Source organism: Pseudomonas sp. PDM27 (assembly GCF_019219205.1).
In the GTDB taxonomy this organism is placed as follows: domain Bacteria; phylum Pseudomonadota; class Gammaproteobacteria; order Pseudomonadales; family Pseudomonadaceae; genus Aquipseudomonas; species Aquipseudomonas laurylsulfatiphila.
In genome coordinates, this window is sequence record NZ_JAHUWF010000018.1 from 13,352 (window position 1) to 31,184 (window position 17,833).

Annotated in this window: 14 protein-coding genes and 2 pseudogenes; 8 read left to right on the forward strand and 8 right to left on the reverse strand. The window is 56.3% G+C overall.

Annotation, left to right across the window (positions count from 1 at the left end):
• Window positions 1-13: 13 nt before the first annotated feature.
• Together KW838_RS27575 and KW838_RS27580 are read left to right on the forward strand one after the other, a co-directional pair.
• The gene (locus KW838_RS27575) at window positions 14-712 is read left to right on the forward strand and encodes an ABC transporter permease subunit (RefSeq protein WP_015095644.1); all 699 of its coding nucleotides are present in this window, start codon (window positions 14-16) and stop codon (window positions 710-712) included.
• Window positions 712-1,716 (forward strand): DMT family transporter, encoded by a 1,005-nt coding sequence (locus tag KW838_RS27580; RefSeq protein ID WP_104447603.1) that lies wholly within the window; start codon window positions 712-714, stop codon window positions 1,714-1,716. The genes KW838_RS27575 and KW838_RS27580 overlap by 1 nt, the downstream gene beginning before the upstream one ends.
• Here KW838_RS27580 and KW838_RS29680 read toward each other — a convergent pair.
• Window positions 1,672-2,157 (reverse strand): annotated as a pseudogene (locus tag KW838_RS29680) (TetR family transcriptional regulator C-terminal domain-containing protein); the annotation flags it as partial. The gene KW838_RS27580 and the pseudogene KW838_RS29680 overlap by 45 nt on opposite strands.
• A 171-nt stretch (window positions 2,158-2,328) precedes the next feature.
• On the opposite strand from KW838_RS29680, the gene KW838_RS27585 reads away from it, so the two are divergent.
• On the forward strand, window positions 2,329-3,345 hold the full coding sequence (locus KW838_RS27585) for a succinylglutamate desuccinylase/aspartoacylase family protein (protein WP_218504167.1): 1,017 nt from the start codon (window positions 2,329-2,331) through the stop codon (window positions 3,343-3,345).
• A gap of 382 nt (window positions 3,346-3,727) precedes the next feature.
• Here KW838_RS27585 and KW838_RS27590 read toward each other — a convergent pair whose 3' ends face one another.
• The gene (locus KW838_RS27590) at window positions 3,728-4,081 is read right to left on the reverse strand and encodes a DUF6124 family protein (protein ID WP_218504168.1); all 354 of its coding nucleotides are present in this window, start codon (window positions 4,079-4,081) and stop codon (window positions 3,728-3,730) included.
• A gap of 610 nt (window positions 4,082-4,691) precedes the next feature.
• Between KW838_RS27590 and KW838_RS27595 the strand changes: the two genes are divergently transcribed.
• The 3 genes from KW838_RS27595 to KW838_RS27605 all read left to right on the forward strand — a co-directional run bounded on the left by KW838_RS27595 (window position 4,692) and on the right by KW838_RS27605 (window position 8,225).
• On the forward strand, window positions 4,692-5,153 hold the full coding sequence (locus KW838_RS27595; protein WP_218504169.1) for a hypothetical protein: 462 nt from the start codon (window positions 4,692-4,694) through the stop codon (window positions 5,151-5,153).
• A gap of 719 nt (window positions 5,154-5,872) precedes the next feature.
• Window positions 5,873-7,501: an RNA-directed DNA polymerase gene (locus KW838_RS27600; RefSeq protein ID WP_218504170.1), complete on the forward strand. Its 1,629-nt coding sequence runs from the start codon at window positions 5,873-5,875 to the stop codon at window positions 7,499-7,501.
• A complete protein-coding gene (locus KW838_RS27605; RefSeq protein ID WP_218504171.1) occupies window positions 7,464-8,225 on the forward strand; it encodes a hypothetical protein in 762 nt (253 codons plus the stop codon). The genes KW838_RS27600 and KW838_RS27605 overlap by 38 nt, the downstream gene beginning before the upstream one ends.
• A 428-nt stretch (window positions 8,226-8,653) precedes the next feature.
• On the opposite strand, the gene KW838_RS27610 is transcribed toward KW838_RS27605, so the two are convergent.
• Entirely contained in the window at window positions 8,654-9,673 is a 1,020-nt protein-coding gene (locus KW838_RS27610; protein ID WP_218504172.1) for an FRG domain-containing protein, read from the reverse strand.
• 471 nt (window positions 9,674-10,144) lie between these two features.
• Between KW838_RS27610 and KW838_RS27615 the strand changes: the two genes are divergently transcribed.
• Both KW838_RS27615 and KW838_RS27620 read left to right on the forward strand, forming a co-directional pair.
• Complete coding sequence (locus KW838_RS27615) at window positions 10,145-11,470, forward strand: hypothetical protein (protein ID WP_218504173.1); 1,326 nt, start codon at window positions 10,145-10,147, stop codon at window positions 11,468-11,470.
• A 196-nt stretch (window positions 11,471-11,666) separates the two neighbouring features.
• Window positions 11,667-13,007: pseudogene (locus KW838_RS27620) on the forward strand (IS1182 family transposase).
• A 276-nt stretch (window positions 13,008-13,283) separates the two neighbouring features.
• Here the strand turns inward: KW838_RS27620 and KW838_RS27625 are convergent.
• From KW838_RS27625 to KW838_RS27645, 5 genes are all read right to left on the reverse strand, one after another.
• Window positions 13,284-14,075 (reverse strand): PDZ domain-containing protein, encoded by a 792-nt coding sequence (locus KW838_RS27625; protein WP_218504174.1) that lies wholly within the window; start codon window positions 14,073-14,075, stop codon window positions 13,284-13,286.
• Between the two features lie 335 nt (window positions 14,076-14,410).
• A complete protein-coding gene (gene phnE / locus KW838_RS27630; protein ID WP_218504175.1) occupies window positions 14,411-15,178 on the reverse strand; it encodes a phosphonate ABC transporter, permease protein PhnE in 768 nt (255 codons plus the stop codon).
• Complete coding sequence (locus KW838_RS27635) at window positions 15,175-16,002, reverse strand: ABC transporter permease (protein WP_095967569.1); 828 nt, start codon at window positions 16,000-16,002, stop codon at window positions 15,175-15,177. The genes phnE and KW838_RS27635 overlap by 4 nt, the downstream gene beginning before the upstream one ends.
• Entirely contained in the window at window positions 15,996-16,793 is a 798-nt protein-coding gene (locus tag KW838_RS27640; RefSeq protein WP_218504176.1) for a phosphonate ABC transporter ATP-binding protein, read from the reverse strand. Before KW838_RS27640 ends, KW838_RS27635 begins: the two co-directional genes overlap by 7 nt.
• Window positions 16,790-17,641 carry a putative selenate ABC transporter substrate-binding protein gene (locus tag KW838_RS27645; protein ID WP_102702713.1) on the reverse strand — a complete coding sequence of 284 codons (852 nt, stop codon included), beginning with the start codon at window positions 17,639-17,641 and terminating at the stop codon, window positions 16,790-16,792. Before KW838_RS27645 ends, KW838_RS27640 begins: the two co-directional genes overlap by 4 nt.
• Between the last annotated feature and the right edge of the window lie 192 nt (window positions 17,642-17,833).

The following is a 17,833-nucleotide window of genomic DNA, read 5'->3' on the forward strand; positions in this document are numbered from 1 at the left end:
CAGAGAGAATGAAATGATTCCAGCGTGGATAGTTGAATACGGGGCACTGTTAGGCCGGGGGCTGCAAACCACCCTCATCATTCTGTTGGTCTCCAGTGTGTTCGGTTACCTGCTGGCGGTGCTGGTGGCGCTGGCGCGGATCTCGAAAAACAAGGTGATCGCCAAGGTCAGCCTGTTCTATACCAGCGTCACGCGCGGCACGCCGTTGCTGATCCAGATCTACATCTACTACTACGGGCTGGGCAGCCTGTTTGCCCAGTTCCCGCTGATTCGCGGCAGCTTCCTCTGGCCTTACCTGCGCGATGGCTACTGGTACATCGTGTTCGCCCTGGTGGTGTCGATGGGGGCCTATGTCGGCGAAGTGATTCGCGGTGGCCTGCTGGCGGTGCCCAAGGGTGAGATGGAAGCCGCGTCGGCCTTTGGCATGACCGCGCGCCAGTCGTTGCTGCGGGTGCGCTTGCCCCGGGCCCTGCGCCTGCTGTTGCCGACCCTGGCGGGGGAAACCGTGATGCTGCTCAAGTCCACGGCACTGGCCTCGACCATCGCCGTGATCGACCTGCTCGGCGCCGCCAACGTGGTCCGCGCGCAAACCCTGCAAGTGTACGAGCCCCTGTTGCTGGTGGCCGGTGTCTACGTCTGCCTGACCTTCCTGATCGAGGCGCTGTTTGCCTTCGCCGAGCGGCGCGGAACGCCTGTGCGCAGGTCGGCCTGATGAGTTCGTCCAACGTCGACCGCTCGCTGCAGGGCATTGGCCTGTGCACCCTGGGCTACGCGTTCCTGTCATTGCAGGATGCAGTCATCAAGTGGCTGGTGGCCGATTATTCGGTGGTCACCATTCTGTTCTGGCGCGCCGCCGTGGTGGTCGTGGCCGTGCTGCTGGCGGGACGTTCGCGCGTTATCCAGCGCGCCTGGCATTCACCGAGCCGGCGCCTGCTGGTGGTGCGCGGCTTGCTGTCGATTGTGGCCTGGGTGCTGTACTACACGGCGGCCCGGGACCTGACCCTGGCCGAGATGACCACCCTGTATTTTTCCGCGCCGATCATGGTCACGGTGCTGGCGGCGGTGATCCTCAAGGAGCGCGCCAGCGGCTGGCAGTGGTTCAGCCTGATCGTCGGATTCGTCGGGGTGGTCATTGCCTGTCGCCCCGACCACATGACCGAGCCGTTGCCGATCGTCCTGACCCTGCTGGCGGCGATGTGCTGGGCGTTCACTTACATCCAGCTGCGTCAGGTGGATGACCAGACCTCCGTGCTGGAACAGATGCTGATCACCAACGTGGTGTTTGTGATTTGCATGGCGGTGGCCCTGCCGTGGACCTACACACCTTCGCCGACACCGGCCTGGCTGGGCATGCTCGGCGCCGGGCTGGTGGGCGGCATCGGCCAGTTCCTGCTGTTCGCCAGTTTTCGCCGCGCCACCGCGACCTTGCTCGCACCGTTCGAATACACCGGCTTGATCTGGGCGTTTGCCCTGTCGAGCCTGGTCTGGGGCACGTTGATGGACACGTCACTGATGATCGGCGCCGGGTTGATCGCCGTCAGTGGCACCCTGGCGATGATCTTCGGCCGGCACCCGTCACAGGACGTCGTCGGTGCTGAATGCTCCGTGACGCAGCCCCTTTATCCAGCAACGGCAGATATGCAGTCCGTTGGCGGCGCTGAAGGTCTCGGGGTTCAGGCACCACTCGAGCCAGAGACCGTCGAGCATCGCCGATAGGCCGATGGCGGCCAGGCGCGTGTCGTGAATCACGAAGCCTTCGCTGGCCGCCAGGCCGTCGAGCAACTGGCGGATCAGATCGAGGTAGGCACGGTAGCTTTTTTCGTGGGACTGGCTGACGTGCTCGGAGTGACGGATCAGGCTCCAGAACACCACCCACACCCCGAGCAGTTTCGGGTCCATGACCCTGGGTGAAAACGAGCCTTCCAGAAAGGCATCGACCTTCTGCGCAGGTGTCTGTGCCTGTTCGATTTCCTGGAGCAGGGCAGTGGTCAGTTCGCTCGCGAGCCGCTGGTAGGTGTCGGCGATCAGTGCCTCGATGCTGCCGAAGTGATGGTTGAGCAAACCCACGGACACCCCGGCTTCGGTGGCGATGCGCCGCACGGAGATCCCGGCGTGACCGTCGCGGCCCAGGCAGCGCAGGGTGGCGGCCACCAGCATTTCGCGGCGGTCTTCGGGTTCGGCGCGACGGTTTTTCGGGGCATCGGTTTTCACAAGGCTGTCCCTGGATGAGCTTCCACGCTGTCGAGCTTAGTTGAACACCTGTTCAATCACCAGCCTCGACAGCCGCGATACAGCGTTTTTCAACGGTCATGACAGGAGGGAAAACCAATGCCGCAGGATATTTCGTTCAGTGTCAGCAACAACAACGGCGATGCCGTGCGGGTCGGCGCCTGGCGCTATGCCGGCGACGGCAGCGGGCCGAACGTGCACCTGCAGGCCGGGGTGCATGCCGATGAAATCGCCGGGATGCTGGTCCTGCATGTGCTGATGCAACGGCTACAGATCGCCGAAGCCCAGGGCCGGCTCAAGGGCCAGGTGACCGTGGTGCCACAGGCCAATCCACTGGGCATCGGCCAGTTTCGCCAGGGCCGGATACTCGGGCGTTACCACGACGCGACCGGGCACAACTTCAATCGCGCGTTCGACCAGTCGGCGGCCATGGCGCGACCTTCGACCTGCGTCCAGCAATGGCAAAAAAAACTGGTGCAACTGGCCGCCCCGGCCGACGTGATGCTCGACCTGCACACCGATGACGAGGCCCTGCCGTACCTCTACGTGCACCGCCGTTTCTGGCCCCGCGGTCGCGAACTGGCGGCGGCGATGAAGATGGACGTGGCGATCATCTGGGATGACGGCGGCGACGGTTCCTTCGAAGAAACCATCATCGCCCCATGGATACGCGACGGCGTCACAGCAGGGCGCATGGCCGCGACCCTCGAGCTGCGCGGGCAGGGCGACGTCAACGACCGCTTCGCCGAGTCGGATGCCGAAGGGCTGTACCACTGGCTGTGCGCGTTCGGCGTCATCGATGAGCCTGTGGCGCCGGCGGACTGGCCTGTCGAGGCCGTGGAAATGGGCCACATGGAAACCCTCATCGCCCCGCAACCCGGCGTGCTGATCTTCGAAAAAGAGCTGGGGGATTTCGTCGAAGAAGGGCAGCGCTTTGCCCGGATCCTCAGAACCCCGGGCGACCCGACTTCCGAAGTGGTGCTGCATGCCGAACAAGCGGGGCGCCTGGTCACGCGCTATCGCGACCGACTGATCGCCCAGGGCATGGGCGTGGCGAAATTCACCGGCAGCCGGGTGTCGCGTCACTGGAGCGGCGGCTTACTCGACCCGAACTAGCCATCCCCCAACATCAAACACACACCCTGTGGCGAGGGGGCTTGCCCCCGTTGGGCTGCGAAGCGGCCCCCGCTTTTCTCCAGTCAAATAGTGCAGTCAGGTTCTGCGACGGCTTCGCCGCCGAACGGGGGCGAGCCCCCTCGCCACAAAGCCGGTGTTAGCTCCAGAGTTAGCGTCCACCAATGATCCAGTGCGATCTATGTGTTGTTGCGCCAATTGAGCCTGCCAACATTTGTGGCGAGGGAGCTTGCTCCCGCTGGGCTGCGAAGCGGCCCCCGCTTTTCTTCAGTCAAATAGTGCAGTCAGGTTCTGCGACGGCTTCGCCGCCGAGCGGGAGCAAGCTCCCTCGCCACAGGGTCAGCGTTCGCCACAGAGTCAGTGTTTATTCACGCGGATCAATCTGATCCAACACCCGATTCGCCGTAATCTCCGCCAGCATCACACTATTTGAAATCCCCAACAGGGCATTGCGCGACCCACCATCCAGATGATCCACCAACTGATGCACCATCACATCGACCGAGGCCAGCGTCTCGACCAGATACACCATCAGCGTTTCGGTATCGGCCTCGGGGTCGACGGTAAACAGAGTGCCAGGCGTGCGCGGTGCGGCTTTGATGTCGGCGGTGGAGGGGACGTGGAACGCGGATTCGGCGGCTTCGTTGAGCCTGTTTGAATCGGGTTCGCAGGGGGATGTCGGATCGGTGTCCGGCGGGTTGGGGGTGACCTTGAACATTGGCTCTAACCTCATATGAGTGAGGCTGCAACCAGCTCGCGACTAAACGAAAAGGAGGCAGCTGTGCACAGGTTAGTCGACCGATGAGCCAAGAAATCGGCGCGCCGAAGCGCCCTGCGCACAACCGCCATCAAGCGCAGGTATGGGATACCTGATTGATAGATATATTGTGCGTCTTGACATCGACGGGCGACTAAACCCGATCACTGATGAGCAGTGACGCGAATCAAGTTACCGAGTGGCCCCAAGGCGCACAAGCCGGCGGATTCTGGCGTACCCGTAGGCAACGACGCAAGGTCTTGTAGCCCGCCGGAAATACCCTACAACCTTTTTAAACAAACGCTCTTGGGCAATCCCGAGCGATCCCCACGCAAGCAAAAAACATCCCCGGTCAACCGAATACCAGCTTTCGTGTATCGCTGTGTATCAGCGCACGAAATCCGACTACAACCCTACAAAACCCACTCATCACGGATACAGCCCGGATACACCACTGGGGCCAAATAGACCTGCCAAAGCGAGAAGCACAACGCAACTCGCAACCAGGTTCATCAACCCTTGTGGTACGACCAAAAGTGGTCCCGCCACGTCATTGATCCGGAGTATCAACATGTCTCGTATCCAGTCGAACAAAACCCGTATTGGCCTGATCGCTGTAGCACTGGTCGGCGGTATCAACTTCGCATCCTCCGCCTTTTCCGCCGAAGCCTTGCCTCAGGGCTATCAACTGGCCTCCGCCGAGAAGACCAGCGAAGGCAAATGTGGCGAAGGCAAGTGCGGTGCCGGCGAAGCCAGCGCGCAAAAGACCCAGGCCGAAGGCAAGTGCGGTGAAGGCAAGTGCGGCGACGCGTCTTTCGCACGCACCGACGCCGACCACGACGGCCGCGTGTCACTCAAGGAACTGCTGGCCGTGGCGCCCAAGGGCACAGAGGAATTCAAGGCGATGGACACCAACGGCGACGGTTTCCTGTCCGAGGGGGAGGTGTACAAGTTCCGCACCAACCAATACACCTCCAACGGCAAGAAAGTGCCGACCGAGTTGTTCACCAAGTTGAGTCAGGCTAAAGACTGATCAGCCGCAAACGAAAAACCCTTCCTGCGTTAACGCGCAGGAAGGGTTTTTTTCCGTGGGCAGTACTGGTTTGGTTGTCAGGTGCGGAATTGCACTCTACTGGACCACCGGTTGCATCGGATTTGACCAGCAGGATTTGTAACTATGACCGGCAGAGAACGGCCAATCGTGTTGAAAAAGTCGACCATGGTTTCCGCAGTAGAAAAGTACGCGTCCGAGATTGAAATCTTTACTTTCGGCAGAGGCTTCCGGACTCGGATTTCACGTGTCAGTGTGCAAAAAAAGCGTTTTAACCAGTCAATGACCAGGCTGTTTGGGCGAACCGACTTCTTCAACAGAATCGGCCAATAGCGGCCACACCGAACAATTACTTTCGCTTTGCGCTAACGTGACGCACACAATCGCCGAGTCAAAAATCCTTGTACCTTGTCAGCTCCTACCGTTAAGCGCTTTATAGCGCTCATTAATTGTTTACGCATCCATTAGCCCAGACCTAGACCTGCGGCGCCAGTGCGACAGCCTGGAATAGGCTTTTCACCAGAACAATGACGGTGATCCTGTTCACTCATCAGCGGAAAGCGCAAAGCTGACTTCAGATCGCTGCGTACGCCACGAAGCGTCTATCGACATGCACCGGGCGTGCTGAGATGATCGCTGGATGAGGGAATGTCGGTGCACTGAGCCCGGCTAACAAAAAGTCGTCGGCCGGGGAAAAGGACATGTCTGAAGTAACACTGGAGCATTTTCTGCGTGCAGCAGCTGATATCGGAGCGCACGGTGACAACGACACTCTACCCTTCGATGTCGACACGAATTTCGTTTCAGCTAAGCAAAATGAGCTAGCAGAGGTTGCTTTCGGTTTTTCGGAGGAGCTTCGCAAAGACGGTGCGTCCAACAGTAAGAACAAAATTGCAGCGTTAACCGTATTCAGCGAGCGCCTTTTGGTCGCAACCGGTGCTTCAGGATTCAGGGTGACTACAAAGCTCCACCCGTTTTGGAGCATTTATTTCAACGGACTCGGTGTAGCTATCGCAGATATGTTAGAGCCGAAACGTGATCAGCGAACGTTCTCATACAGGTTTCAAGCGGAGGGTGGGTCTGAGCTATTCGACCGAGGCTCATCTTGGAGAGTGTTCAGAGAGGAAACGTCGAAAGAGGCTGCGCTCGCTCCCAAGGGGACAGTAGTTGTCCAAACCGACATTTCAAGCTTTTACGAACACATCTCGCATCATTACTTAGAAAACCTCATCGATGACCTGTTCCCGGATGGGAGGGTCGGTAACCAAATCACCGCACTGTTATCAAAATTTTCAGCGGGGCGTTCCTTCGGATTACCTGTTGGCGGACAGTGCTCGCGAATTCTGGCGGAGCTGTTTTTGAACTCTGTCGACCATCGAATGACGCATGACGGCTTACGTTGGTACCGGTATGTTGACGACTATGTGCTCATTGCAGATTCGAATTCCGCCGCCTACGCAGGACTAGCATTTTTATCACACGCACTCGCGGACTATGGGATTACGCTAAATAAATCGAAAACTATAATGATGACAGCTAAGCATTATGAGGAGTACGTTACTACTCAGCTTGGTGGGGACGATACCAACGCCGGAATTTTGAGACATATCGACCTACATTATGACCCTTATTCTGATAACCCAGAGGGGGATTATGAGTCGCTGAAAATGACTGTCGAAAATCTAGACGTTCAGAAATTGCTCGGTAACGAATTGCAAAAGTCGCTCCCGGATAATTTCTTGATCACCCAAATAGGTAGGACCCTGAAGTTCCATAGCCCACTCGTAGCCTTGCAACTCGCGTCGACGCTACTGGAGCCGAATAACTTACATGCCTTTCGCGCTTCGTGGTCAACCATCATGCGAGGTGTGGCTAACCTTAGAGCTGGCGCGGAATATGAGGAAATCCACTCCGATCTGGATGCGGTGATCGATAGAGTGGCTGTCCACTCTGCTCATTTACTGCAAGCTGAGGCCAGCTTGTTGCACTACCTACGGGGGCTGAAATTTGTTAAAACTCCAGCCAGAGCTGCTTTCGTCCAAAGAACCTATCAATACAATTCATCCCACACAGTCAAAAGAGCGTGCATAGACTGCTGGCGGTTATGGAAAGACAGGTCCGGTTTCAGTTCTGTCTCAAGCCGATGGAGTGAAATCAACGCTGAATGTCAGAGACTGACATGGCTTGCAGCCGAGTCCTTTGGAGACCAGGGGGATGGCCTGCGTCGCCAGATGGGGCCGAGCCTGGAGCAATCATGGAGGCTAGGAATAGAGCGCCAGGATCGCCCGACCTTTGCCGGTCTATATCGGAGCTGGTGCGATGACAAGTAGTGCAGGACGTGATCCCAGAACGATTGCTCGAAATATTCCCGGGATACTGAATGCTATTTTTCCAGGACTAACGCCAGGCATCGTGTCCTTTTATAACAAGTCGGCTATCGCTTGTTCAGTGATTGTCGTGCCAGCAGAAGCGATACAAGCAAGTGAACTGCAAAAATCGCTCCTATTCGAGCTGGCCTTTGCCGTCGGTGAGCAGCTCGTCCTTGGTAACAATCCGACGTGGGGTGAATGCGTTGCCACCGCTACAGGCAGGCAAAGCAGGTTCTTCGATGCAATCAGCCCATCGGAAATTTCTGAGAATGATCAACGTATCGCCCGGCGCGTAGCTAACAACTTGGTGACTATGGTCAAGCAGGTAGCCACTGATTGTAACTCGACTTATGGCGCGGCGCCGGTGATACCCGGCTTTCGCTGGATCGCCTCCGGAACCGGCGATTTTTTTGCCGGGTCGACGCTAATCGAGGTGAAATGCATAGCCGGTAATTTCTCCGCTGCCGATTATAGGCAAGTCGTTATGTACTGGCTGTTGAGCTATGCGGCTGCTGTAGAGACGGGAAATGATGAGTGGAGGTCGTGCGTCTTGATGAATCCGAGAACAGGCAAGCTCGTGAACATTGATTTTGATGAGTTCATCCACCTCACCGGCGGCGGCCGAAGCAAGGTGGAGATTCTTCAGGCATTTACTGCGACCCTCACTGATATCCAGAAATTCTAGTTCTATCGGCTCTTCACTGACCTCCGGCGACCAACACAACTCCGTCCCACTGATTATTTCTCGCGAGAGCAGGGAGCTCCGGATGGCAGTCGGTTCAGGTTGCAGCAGGGTGAGTGCGCGCTGAGTCCTTAGAGAGACGCTGTCTTACCTATCTGCGAAGCAGGACTACTGAGATGCACTCGGGTTGGTCATCCCCGCGAGTGGAAGTCCAGGGAGGACGTGACATACAGCCAAATACTCACAAAGGTCGTGAATGGACCTGTCCCTCCACACTTCCGCCTTGATCAAAAGATCCTCAAGGACGGTAGGAGTGGCTAAAGGCGAACGTCCGCTTCTGGCCATAGCTGCCGCTCGCGGACGACTGCATTCAGCCGAAGCCGTTCTTGAGAGTTCGGTGGCGTGGTATTCGGAATACTTGACGCTTACGATTAGAGGCGCTCATCCGTCCGCTTACGGGTAAAATGCGTCCGCTCATTTATTTCCCGTGTTGCCCCCTCGTAACCCGGAAAGAGCCTTGATGGGCCATAGCCTAGGTCTCTGAGGTAGCGGGCTACCTTCTCAGCCTCGGTGTTTGCCAAAGTTACCTTGAGGAGCATATGGTCAATGCCGGTGAAATTTAGTGACGCAAAGAATTCTTCAATCTGTTTCTCCAACCCTTGATCGGCTCGGTTCAAAATATACGGCACGTTACTGACCAGGGATTTGATACTGCCTGGCTGGCTAATCCAATGCGTAAACAGTCCTTGTTGCGCAGCTAAGTTTGCATTTCCTTCATATGGTGGAGTTACAAACTTCAACGGAAACTCAGGAAAGGGTACGGACATCGGCTCTAACTTCGCGGCTTCATAAACTTGATGCAATGTTCCCACTGCCTCCGTATTGAGCCCCCATATACAGAGATTGCCTTCGCGCTTGAATCCTGAGTCCCGTCCCTCCAGTTTGGGGAGGGTTGCAAAAAAAGCGGCTATAAAAGGATTGTAACTCCAATCGAGTAAGCGAGTTGGTACACCATAATGCTGTGCCAATGCAGCAGCTTCCAACATGTCATCTGGTAGCCAAACTGCATCTTCAATCCAGTTTGTCATGGTGGTGAATTCAGTTTTTTTATAGTGGAGGTTGCGTAACGTCTTTGAGGCTGGTACCGGAAGCCCATGCATGTCAGCTTGCCGATAAAAATCTCTAATGAGTTGGTACTCGACTAGTGCCAATATGTAAGGTGAATTCGTATGCTCTGGATGAGTCTCCAAAAAAAGGTTCATCTTTTTTCGCATTTCTTGCCGCGCGTCTTCTCTCAGTGCAAACGGGATCAGCGCATGATCGGCATTTCGCTGCCCTCGAAAAATATAATTTTTGAAATCAACATCTGCATGTTGTGCAGACCATGGCACTAAAAAATCCATGAACTCTTCTGCTGTGTCGAGGTGGCGAGCGTAAATAAGCTTGCTCATTCGATTTCCTTATCAAGGGGTCATTTATGAAGTTGTAGTGCCATCAATGCTAGCGTTCAGTGGTAACGGAGACAAGCAATCCTGATGGAAAAACAACGCCCAGCGGATAGCCCTTCTTTTTCGATTTACGCCAGACTGCGCGGATTCATTACCTGCCTGAGAGACGTCTATTGGCCACTTTCTGCCTGCGCCGACAGGCTGAAAGCGACCCAAAGCGAACACCCAAGCTCAATGTTGACTCGTGCATCCGGCCCTTATTGCAGCGCACTCCTGGCAATCCCTAGCCATTTCTCTCCATTGGGCCTGAGTTTTGAATGCAGGGTGCCAGAGGTACGACCTGTACCGTAACGAATTTGTGATCCTTCGCAGCCATCTGGCAGTATCGATCGCCCGCCAAATTCGCCATACTCGTTAACGCCTTGAGGGCCACTCTATGAGTCACTTTGAATATAGGAAAGCAGGTCATACGGAATGAAATTTCTTGACGATATAATGCAGTCAATCTCTGGAAGCACGAAAACAAAAGTTGAAGATCCATTTATTGGCGCATTCATAGGGTCATGGATAGTCTGCAACTGGAGTCATTTGGCAATCCTAATATGGGGTGATGGAACCGCCGCAGAACGAATTAATGCTCTTAGCAAGTACTTTAAAGAGACCGACATAATTGGATTAAATACAATACTTATAATCCCTGCATGTATGGCGCTGTTATTCTTGTTTGCTTTTCCTTGGGTATCACTCGCACTGAAATCGATACAAAAATTTGCCAATGAACGTTTGCATCAGCAAGCCATATCAATCGAGATCGGCAAAGTTAAGCAACAGGAATTACTGAATAGACAAAAGCTGTTGGCAGATCCTGATAAGAAATTTTTGGAGCAAAACGTCCAATTAGAGATTGACCGTAGAAAAGAAATAATCGAACAATTGAAACTCAGAAGTGTAAGGCTGAAAGAAAAAGCCGAAGCGGCTATAGCCTCAGCGGCGGAAGCCAAGAGCCGAGCGAGTCAAGCTGAGTTAGAAGAAGAGAAAAAACAGAAAAATGCTACACTTGAACGACAACGGTTTAATGTGGCAAGTGCTCAGCTAAAATCAGCACAGGCATCAAATCGTTTTCCATCATCTTACAACTTTATGCTGGCAATCGAAGAAAGCCTGAAAGCAGATGGTGTTCAATTGTCTTTAGCTGGGCTAGGTGAGATCGTAGCGATGACTTTTGGCTACGAGAACTTTCACACTTTAGTTCATGACGAAAACTTTAATAACGAAAGGCTGTCACAAGTTCTATACATCTACTACGACCCTAAAGAGTTTGCTTCAAGCCTCGAAACGATCGCGCAACACGAAGGAACCGATAACGAGGATCTAGGGCCCGACCTTCTATTTGATCATGTGATATCAGTCTTCGAAAACCTAGGATATAAATTACTAACCGTGGATCAAGTAGAGGAGATTTGTAGAGATTTCTGCGAAGATCTTAAATATGATTTGCTTAATAGTGATGAGTTCTCAGGTCCCATCGCAGAATCTGATACAATCTTCGACGAAATTGAAGTTGGCGATTTGGACTCTATTATATTTAATGATGGCTTTAATGTTACTTTTACTGGTTCAGCAAGCGGCTCTCATAGAAGGGACGATGATATTCCCGGTCGCGATATTGGATTCAATATAGGAATTAAAAATACTGTGCTGCTCGGCACGAAAGCTTTAGGGGAATTTGAGCTTGGTGAAGTGTCGGCTAGCTTGACTGACTACGATTATGAGGGCGAAGACGAAGCTGGTGCACCTTAGATATTACGCAAATTGACTCCAGGCAGTCGGGGGCATTCCGTGAGAATCCCCTCCGACTTTGTCTTCAGTAAGTGTCCGCTTTTGGCCGACTCTGTTGAAAAAGTAGCTCCCCTGTCTGGCCTGCGGCAAAATCTCTACATTGGCCAGCAGGAAAGCACGCAGCATGATGTGACAGTTATCGAGTGGGCAGGAACGACTGTTTTACTCGTTCAACCTTGAAGATCACTTCCCAGCCAATCACCTTCTGCGCAGCATCGATCGGTGTCTCGATCTGAGTGACTTGCGCCATTACCTCGCCGATTTTTACAGCCCAATTGGGCGACCCTCGATTGACCCTGAGCTGATGATCCGCATGCTGATCGGAGGCTATTGCTACGGTATTCGCTCCGAGCGGCAGCTGTGCGAAGAGGCCCATTTGAACCTTGCGTATCGCTCGTTCTGCCGGTTGAGCCTTGAAGATGAAGTACCCAATCACTCGACCTTTTCCAAAAATCGACACGGCCGCTTTCGGGACAGTGATCTGTTTCGCTGGTTGTTCAATGAAGTGCTGCGTCGCTGCATGGACGCAGGCCTGGTTAAAGGCGAAGGATTTGCCGTGGACGCCAGCATCATCAAAGCGGATGCGAGTCGGCAGCGCGGCATACCGGGTGATGAACAGGTCAACTGGAGCGATCCGGCCCTGAGCAGCCGCACCGTGCGTAAGTACGTTGAAGGTCTCGATGAAGAGGCTTTGACCGAAAGGCTACCGAAGCGCATGTCGCTGAAGGATCCTCAAGCTCGCTGGACCGCTGCTCCAGGCGGCCCAGCTTTCTATGCATACTCCACGAATTATCTGATCGATACCGAGCACGGCGTCATCGTGGATGTGGAACCCACACCGGCTCATCGAACCGCAGAAGTCTAGAGCACCAAGACGATGATTAATCGGATCGCAGCGCAGTTCGACATCAAGCCAGAACGCCTCATTGGCGACATCGCTTACGGCACAGCGCCGATGCTAGGCTGGATGGTGGAGGAAAAAGACATCGAACCGCATGTGCTGGTGTGGGACAAAACTGAGCGCAAGAGCGACAGCTTTTCGAGTAACGATTTCCACTGGAATGAAGAGACCGAGCAATACCACTGCCCAGCCGGCAACGTATTACGCAGCGAATGGCGAGCCTTCAAGAACGAGCGTTCACACGTCACAAAAGCCAACACCATCATCTTCCGATCCAGGCAGACCGACTGCGTAGCGTGTCCGATGAAAGCCAAGTCCTGCCCGAACACTTCGATTCGCAAGATCGTCCGCAGCGTCCATGAAGCCGCTCGTGATGTGGTTCGGCGCATTGCAGTAGCACCAGCTTATCAGCGCTCTCGCCACGAACGTAAAAAGTTCGAAATGTTGTTTGCCCACCTCAGGCGCATCCTGAAACTGGATCGCTTGCGACTATGTGGCATGAATGGCGCGACCAATGAGTTCACGCTGGCCGCCGCGGTGCAGAACCTACGACGGCTGGCCAAATTTACATCTCAGGGGCCACCCGTCAAAGGATAGGTGCGCCTGCACTAAGCAAAAAACCTCAAACTAGTCCAATAACCGAGCAGCAAAGGCCAACGAAGGGCCGAAAAATCACTCAATGTGGTGAGTAGGTTCTCCGGTGGTGGTCGTGTCTGAGTTCAGGCGATCTGAAAATCTGACTTTTTCAACAGAATCGGTCGTTCACTGCCGTTCATGGCCACGATACATGGTGGTTAAACCTGACGTAAATGGCTGGTCAGTTCGATTGCAAACGGGAGAGTAAACCTGTGCAATCACCACATGGGCCTTGAGCTAAGGTATTGTTAGTTTCTTTATTATGGATTTGTCATTACGGATCAGCATGACGTCGACCGACTTTCCTTGACGGGCGCGTACAAAATCGGCAACGTTGGGGATTTGGTCAACGGAAAGGTTATCAGCTTTAAGAATTGTATCTCCAGGAAGCAGATCCGCTTGATAGGCAGCAGAACCGCGCACAATGGAGGTAATCACAACAGCACGCTGTGTGCCAAGAGCTTGAGCTTCCGCAGTAGTAGGTGCGCGGAAATGCAGTCCTAAGGGCTGGTTGGTCCTGACGTAGTACGTGGCGGTCTGAAAATAGCTATCCCGACTAACTTGGATCGCAGTCCATTGTTGCCCAGAAACAGTCGCATACGAAGAGCCATATGCAGTGGCTGATCCTCCATAGTTATTGTAAGCAGTCGCTTGCCCATAACTAGTCACAGTTTGCTGAGTGGGAAGTGATACCGGTACAGCTTGGGTGTTGGTGCGCTGGTAAATGGGTTCGTAGTAGACCACCAGATCAGCACCAACTTTCCGACCTTGCTCAATTGCTTTCTGCTGTGTCGATAATTCGTCGCTGAACATACTAAACCCAAGTGCTTCAAAGCTATTTTCATAGTACGTCTGAACGTCCTGGACCGGGTTTGTGCCGAGCGCCAGGGTCGGCTCCGCAGGAGCGGGAGCGGTTCGATAGGCGGCGATATATTCCGGATCAGAAAGTGACTTGTAGCTTTTGGCGTAGGGGTTTGCGCAACCAGCTAGAGCGAGGAAGCCAACGATCATCAATACGTTCTTGATCACAGCCATTTTCCCTATGAGCTATTTGATAGATGCCGCTTGTTCGAGAGCAGACCGAGCCTAGAGCGTCGTCTAGCTCGGTGGCAAGGAAATCCTCTAAAAAATCAAAAGCTGTGCAACTATGAGGCTTTTGAGGGTGTACCGTTACGGTGGTAGTTGTAGAGCGTGGAATTAAATGTAGACCCGAGCAGCTGCTTCTGGCTGTTTTTGACTATCGCCAACCGACAGCAATGGGTCGTTTTCTGCCGATCATAGCCATAAAACGCGTTAGTCAACTCCTTACAAATGGTTTCGTAGCTCGAACGCCATCAGCTGATCAAATCCATCCACCCCCCCCATCAAGCCTTAACCCAACGCTGCCGACTCCAACTACTCAACCCATCAACAGCAAACACCAGCACCAACATCGCCAAAATCACCGTACTAGCCTGAGCCTCCTGAAACAGGCTAAGGCTGACATAAAGCATCTGCCCCAACCCCCCAGCCCCAACAAACCCCAACACGCTGGCAATGCGAATGTTGTTCTCCCAGCGGTACAAAATGTACGCCAGCAGCTGCGGAAACAGGTTAGGCAAGGTGCCGTAACAGAAGGCCCAGACAACATTACCGCCCTGCAATCGAATGGCTTCGGCAGGTTGCGGCGGGGTGTTTTCCAGCGCTTCGGCGAACAGTCGACCGAGTACCCCGGTGGTGTGCATGGCCAGTGCCAGGGTGCCGGCGTTCGGGCCGAGGCCGGCGGCCAGTACCATCAGCGCGGCCCACACCAGTTCGGGAATGGCGCGCAGGCCATTGAGCACAAGTCGCGACGCGCTCTGCAGCAGCCAGCCGAAGCGTCCGGCCGCCGGCAGCGCCAGCAGCAGGCCAAACACTGCCGCGAGCAGGGTGCCGAGGGCGGACATTGCCATGGTTTCCACGGCGCCACGGCCGATGGCTTGCAGGTGGCCGGCGCTCAGGTCCGGGCTGAGAAAGCGCAGCACGTAGGCGCCCATCTGCTTCAGGTTTCCGCTGCCTGTCAGTTCGCCGAGGTCGATGCCCAGGTAGCGGAACGAGGCGACGACTGCGGCGCCGATGCAGAGGATCAGCAGCAGGTTGATCAGGCGATTCATGCGAACCTCCAGCGCAGCAGGCGGCTGATCTGGTCGGCGAACAGCACCAGGACGAAGAAGGTCAGCAGCATGCTCGCCACTTCACCGCCGGCGAACATGCGCAGTGACAGGTCGATCTGCTGGCCCAGTCCGCCGGCGCCGACGAAGCCCATCACCACCGAGGCGCGAATCGCGCATTCCCAGCGGTACACGGTGTACGACAGCAGCTCCGCCGCGACATTGGGCAGGATGCCGTAGCAGAACGCCGCCAACCGGCCACTGCCGGCTTGCAGCAGTGAGTGGGCGGGGCGCTGGTCGACCGATTCGAAGATTTCCGCGTAGACCTTGCCCAGCATGCCGCTGTAGGTGATGGCGATGGCCAGCACCCCGGCCGTTGGGCCAAGGCCGACGGCGCGCACGAACAGCAGGGCCCAGACGATTTCCGGCACGCTGCGCAGGAAGATCAGCAAGCCGCGCACCGGCCAGCGCAACAACCGGCCCAGGGCGCTCGGGCGACCACCGCGCGAGGCGGCCGACAGCGACAAGGCGCGGCTGGCGAGCAGGCTGGCCGGCACGGCCAGCAGCAAGGCGAGGGCCATGCCGGCGGTGGCGATGGCCAGGGTCTGCAAGGTGGCTTGCCACAGCAGCTGGAGGAACTCTTCGCCATGGGCCGGCGGCCAGAAGGCCGAAACGAAACGGCCCATTTCACTCTGGCTGTCGGCCTTGAGCAGCACGCCCAGGTCCAGTTCGCTGAAGTGGATGCCGGGCCACAGCAGGGCCAGCGCCAGCAGACTGAGCAGCAGGCGGGGCAGGGTGGCCGGGTCTCGTGTATCGCGCGTCAGCATCGGGGAATCTGCAGGCTCAAGGGCGCCACCGGAGCGGGCGGGGATTGCAGTTGCTCGTTGGCGTAGAGCCGGTCGAGCAAGTCCTGGTCGATGTCGGCAGCGGGAAGATCGAAGAGGATCTGGCCGTCGCGCAAACCGATGATGCGCGAGAAGTTGCTCAGCGCCAGCTCCACCGCATGCAGGCTGGCGACCAGGGTCACCTTGTGTTCCCGGGCGTGGCGGCAGAGGATCGACAGGGTGTGCCCGGCCAGCACCGGGTCCATCGCCGATACCGGCTCATCGGCCAGCAGCACGTCGGGGGCCTGGTACAGCACGCGGGCAATGCCCACGCGCTGCAGTTGGCCACCGGACAATTGCTGGCACTGGGCGAACAGCTTGTCGCCCAGGTCGAGTTTGACCAGGGCCGCGCGTGCGCCGGGCACATCCACCGGATGCAACAGGCTCAGCAGGCTTTTGGCAAAACCCCACTGGCCCAGTTTGCCGGCCAGCACCGCCGTGACCACGCGCTGGCGCGGTGGCAGTGGCGGTGCCTGATGCACCAGGCCGATGCGCGCGCGCAGGCGCTGGCGCTGTCGGGCGCCGAGCTGCCAGGCTTGCTCGCCGAGCACTTCGACCGTGCCGCTGCCGGGGCGCAGGGCGGTGGCCAGCAGGTTCAGCAGGCTCGACTTGCCGGCGCCGGACGGGCCGATGATCGCCACCTGCTCACCGGCGCTGATGTGCAGGTCGATCTCATGCAGCGCCCGCACGCCCGTGTCGTGGGTGAGGCTGACCCGGTTCAGATGCAAGGTCATTTCAGCAGGTCGGCAGCGCGCGCGGCTTCCTCGATGCCCTTGTAGTTCTCAGGCTTGGTCTCGATGAAGCGGCTGGCGGCCTGCAGGTCGAGAATCGCCTTTTGCTCCGGGTTGGCCGGGTCGAGCGCGAGGAAGGCGGCCTTGATTTTCTCGGCAAGGGCCGGGTCGAGGGTGCCGCGCACGGTCCAGTTGTAGTCGAAGTAGGCTGGCGTGGTGGCGAAGACCTTGACCTTGTCGGTGTCGACCTTGCCGGCCTTGACCAGTTTTTCCCAGACGCTGGCGTTGAGCACGCCGGCATCCACTTTGCCCGCCTGAACCCAGGCGACCGTGGCGTCGTGGGCGCCGGAGTAACCGACGCGGCTGAAATAGGTTTCCGGCTTGATGCCGTCCTGCAACATGAAATAACGCGGCATCAGGCTGCCGGAAGTCGACGAGACCGAGCCGAAGGCGAACGATTTGCCCTTGAGGTCGGCCAGGGATTTGACCGCTGGATCGGCGGTAATGAATTTGCTGGTGAACTGGGCATCCTGCTCACGCTGTACCAAGGGAATGGCATTGCCGGTTTTCAAACGCGCCTGCACGAAGGTGAAACCGCCCAGCCAGGCCATGTCGATACGGTCGGTGGCCAGCGCCTCGACCACTGCCGGGTAGTCGGACACCGGTACGAACTCGACCTTCATGCCCAGTTGCTTTTCCAGGTATTCGCCCAGTGGCTTGAACTTGCGCAGCAATTCGGTGGGGGCTTCGTCGGGAATGGCGCTGACCTTGAGGGTCTCGGCAGCCTGTGCCAGCAGGGTGGAAAGGGACAGGGTCAGGCCGACGGCCATAGCCAGGGTACGTTTGAGCATGGAAGTTCTCCGGTTCAATAGCGGAAAAATGTCGATGCGCCCCGCACAAGCTGATTGCTGCACGACGCTTCGTGAGGGTAGACGAAAACGGCGCGATTATAGGGGCTACGGCGTACTTGACCAGCCTGCAACATGAGAGATGCGCAAAACCTGTGGGAGCGAGCCTGCTCGCGAATGCGGTATGTCATTCAA

Coding starts and splice junctions, on each gene's coding strand:
- KW838_RS27595 (WP_218504169.1), top strand. CDS start 4,692: ATGTCTCGTATCCAGTCGAACAAAACCCGTATTGGCCTGATCGCTGTA.
- KW838_RS27635 (WP_095967569.1), bottom strand. CDS start 16,002: ATGCTGACGCGCGATACACGAGACCCGGCCACCCTGCCCCGCCTGCTG.
- KW838_RS27615 (WP_218504173.1), top strand. CDS start 10,145: ATGAAATTTCTTGACGATATAATGCAGTCAATCTCTGGAAGCACGAAA.
- KW838_RS27580 (WP_104447603.1), top strand. CDS start 712: ATGAGTTCGTCCAACGTCGACCGCTCGCTGCAGGGCATTGGCCTGTGC.
- KW838_RS27585 (WP_218504167.1), top strand. CDS start 2,329: ATGCCGCAGGATATTTCGTTCAGTGTCAGCAACAACAACGGCGATGCC.
- phnE (WP_218504175.1), bottom strand. CDS start 15,178: ATGAATCGCCTGATCAACCTGCTGCTGATCCTCTGCATCGGCGCCGCA.
- KW838_RS27640 (WP_218504176.1), bottom strand. CDS start 16,793: ATGACCTTGCATCTGAACCGGGTCAGCCTCACCCACGACACGGGCGTG.
- KW838_RS27575 (WP_015095644.1), top strand. CDS start 14: ATGATTCCAGCGTGGATAGTTGAATACGGGGCACTGTTAGGCCGGGGG.
- KW838_RS27590 (WP_218504168.1), bottom strand. CDS start 4,081: ATGTTCAAGGTCACCCCCAACCCGCCGGACACCGATCCGACATCCCCC.
- KW838_RS27645 (WP_102702713.1), bottom strand. CDS start 17,641: ATGCTCAAACGTACCCTGGCTATGGCCGTCGGCCTGACCCTGTCCCTT.
- KW838_RS27600 (WP_218504170.1), top strand. CDS start 5,873: ATGTCTGAAGTAACACTGGAGCATTTTCTGCGTGCAGCAGCTGATATC.
- KW838_RS27610 (WP_218504172.1), bottom strand. CDS start 9,673: ATGAGCAAGCTTATTTACGCTCGCCACCTCGACACAGCAGAAGAGTTC.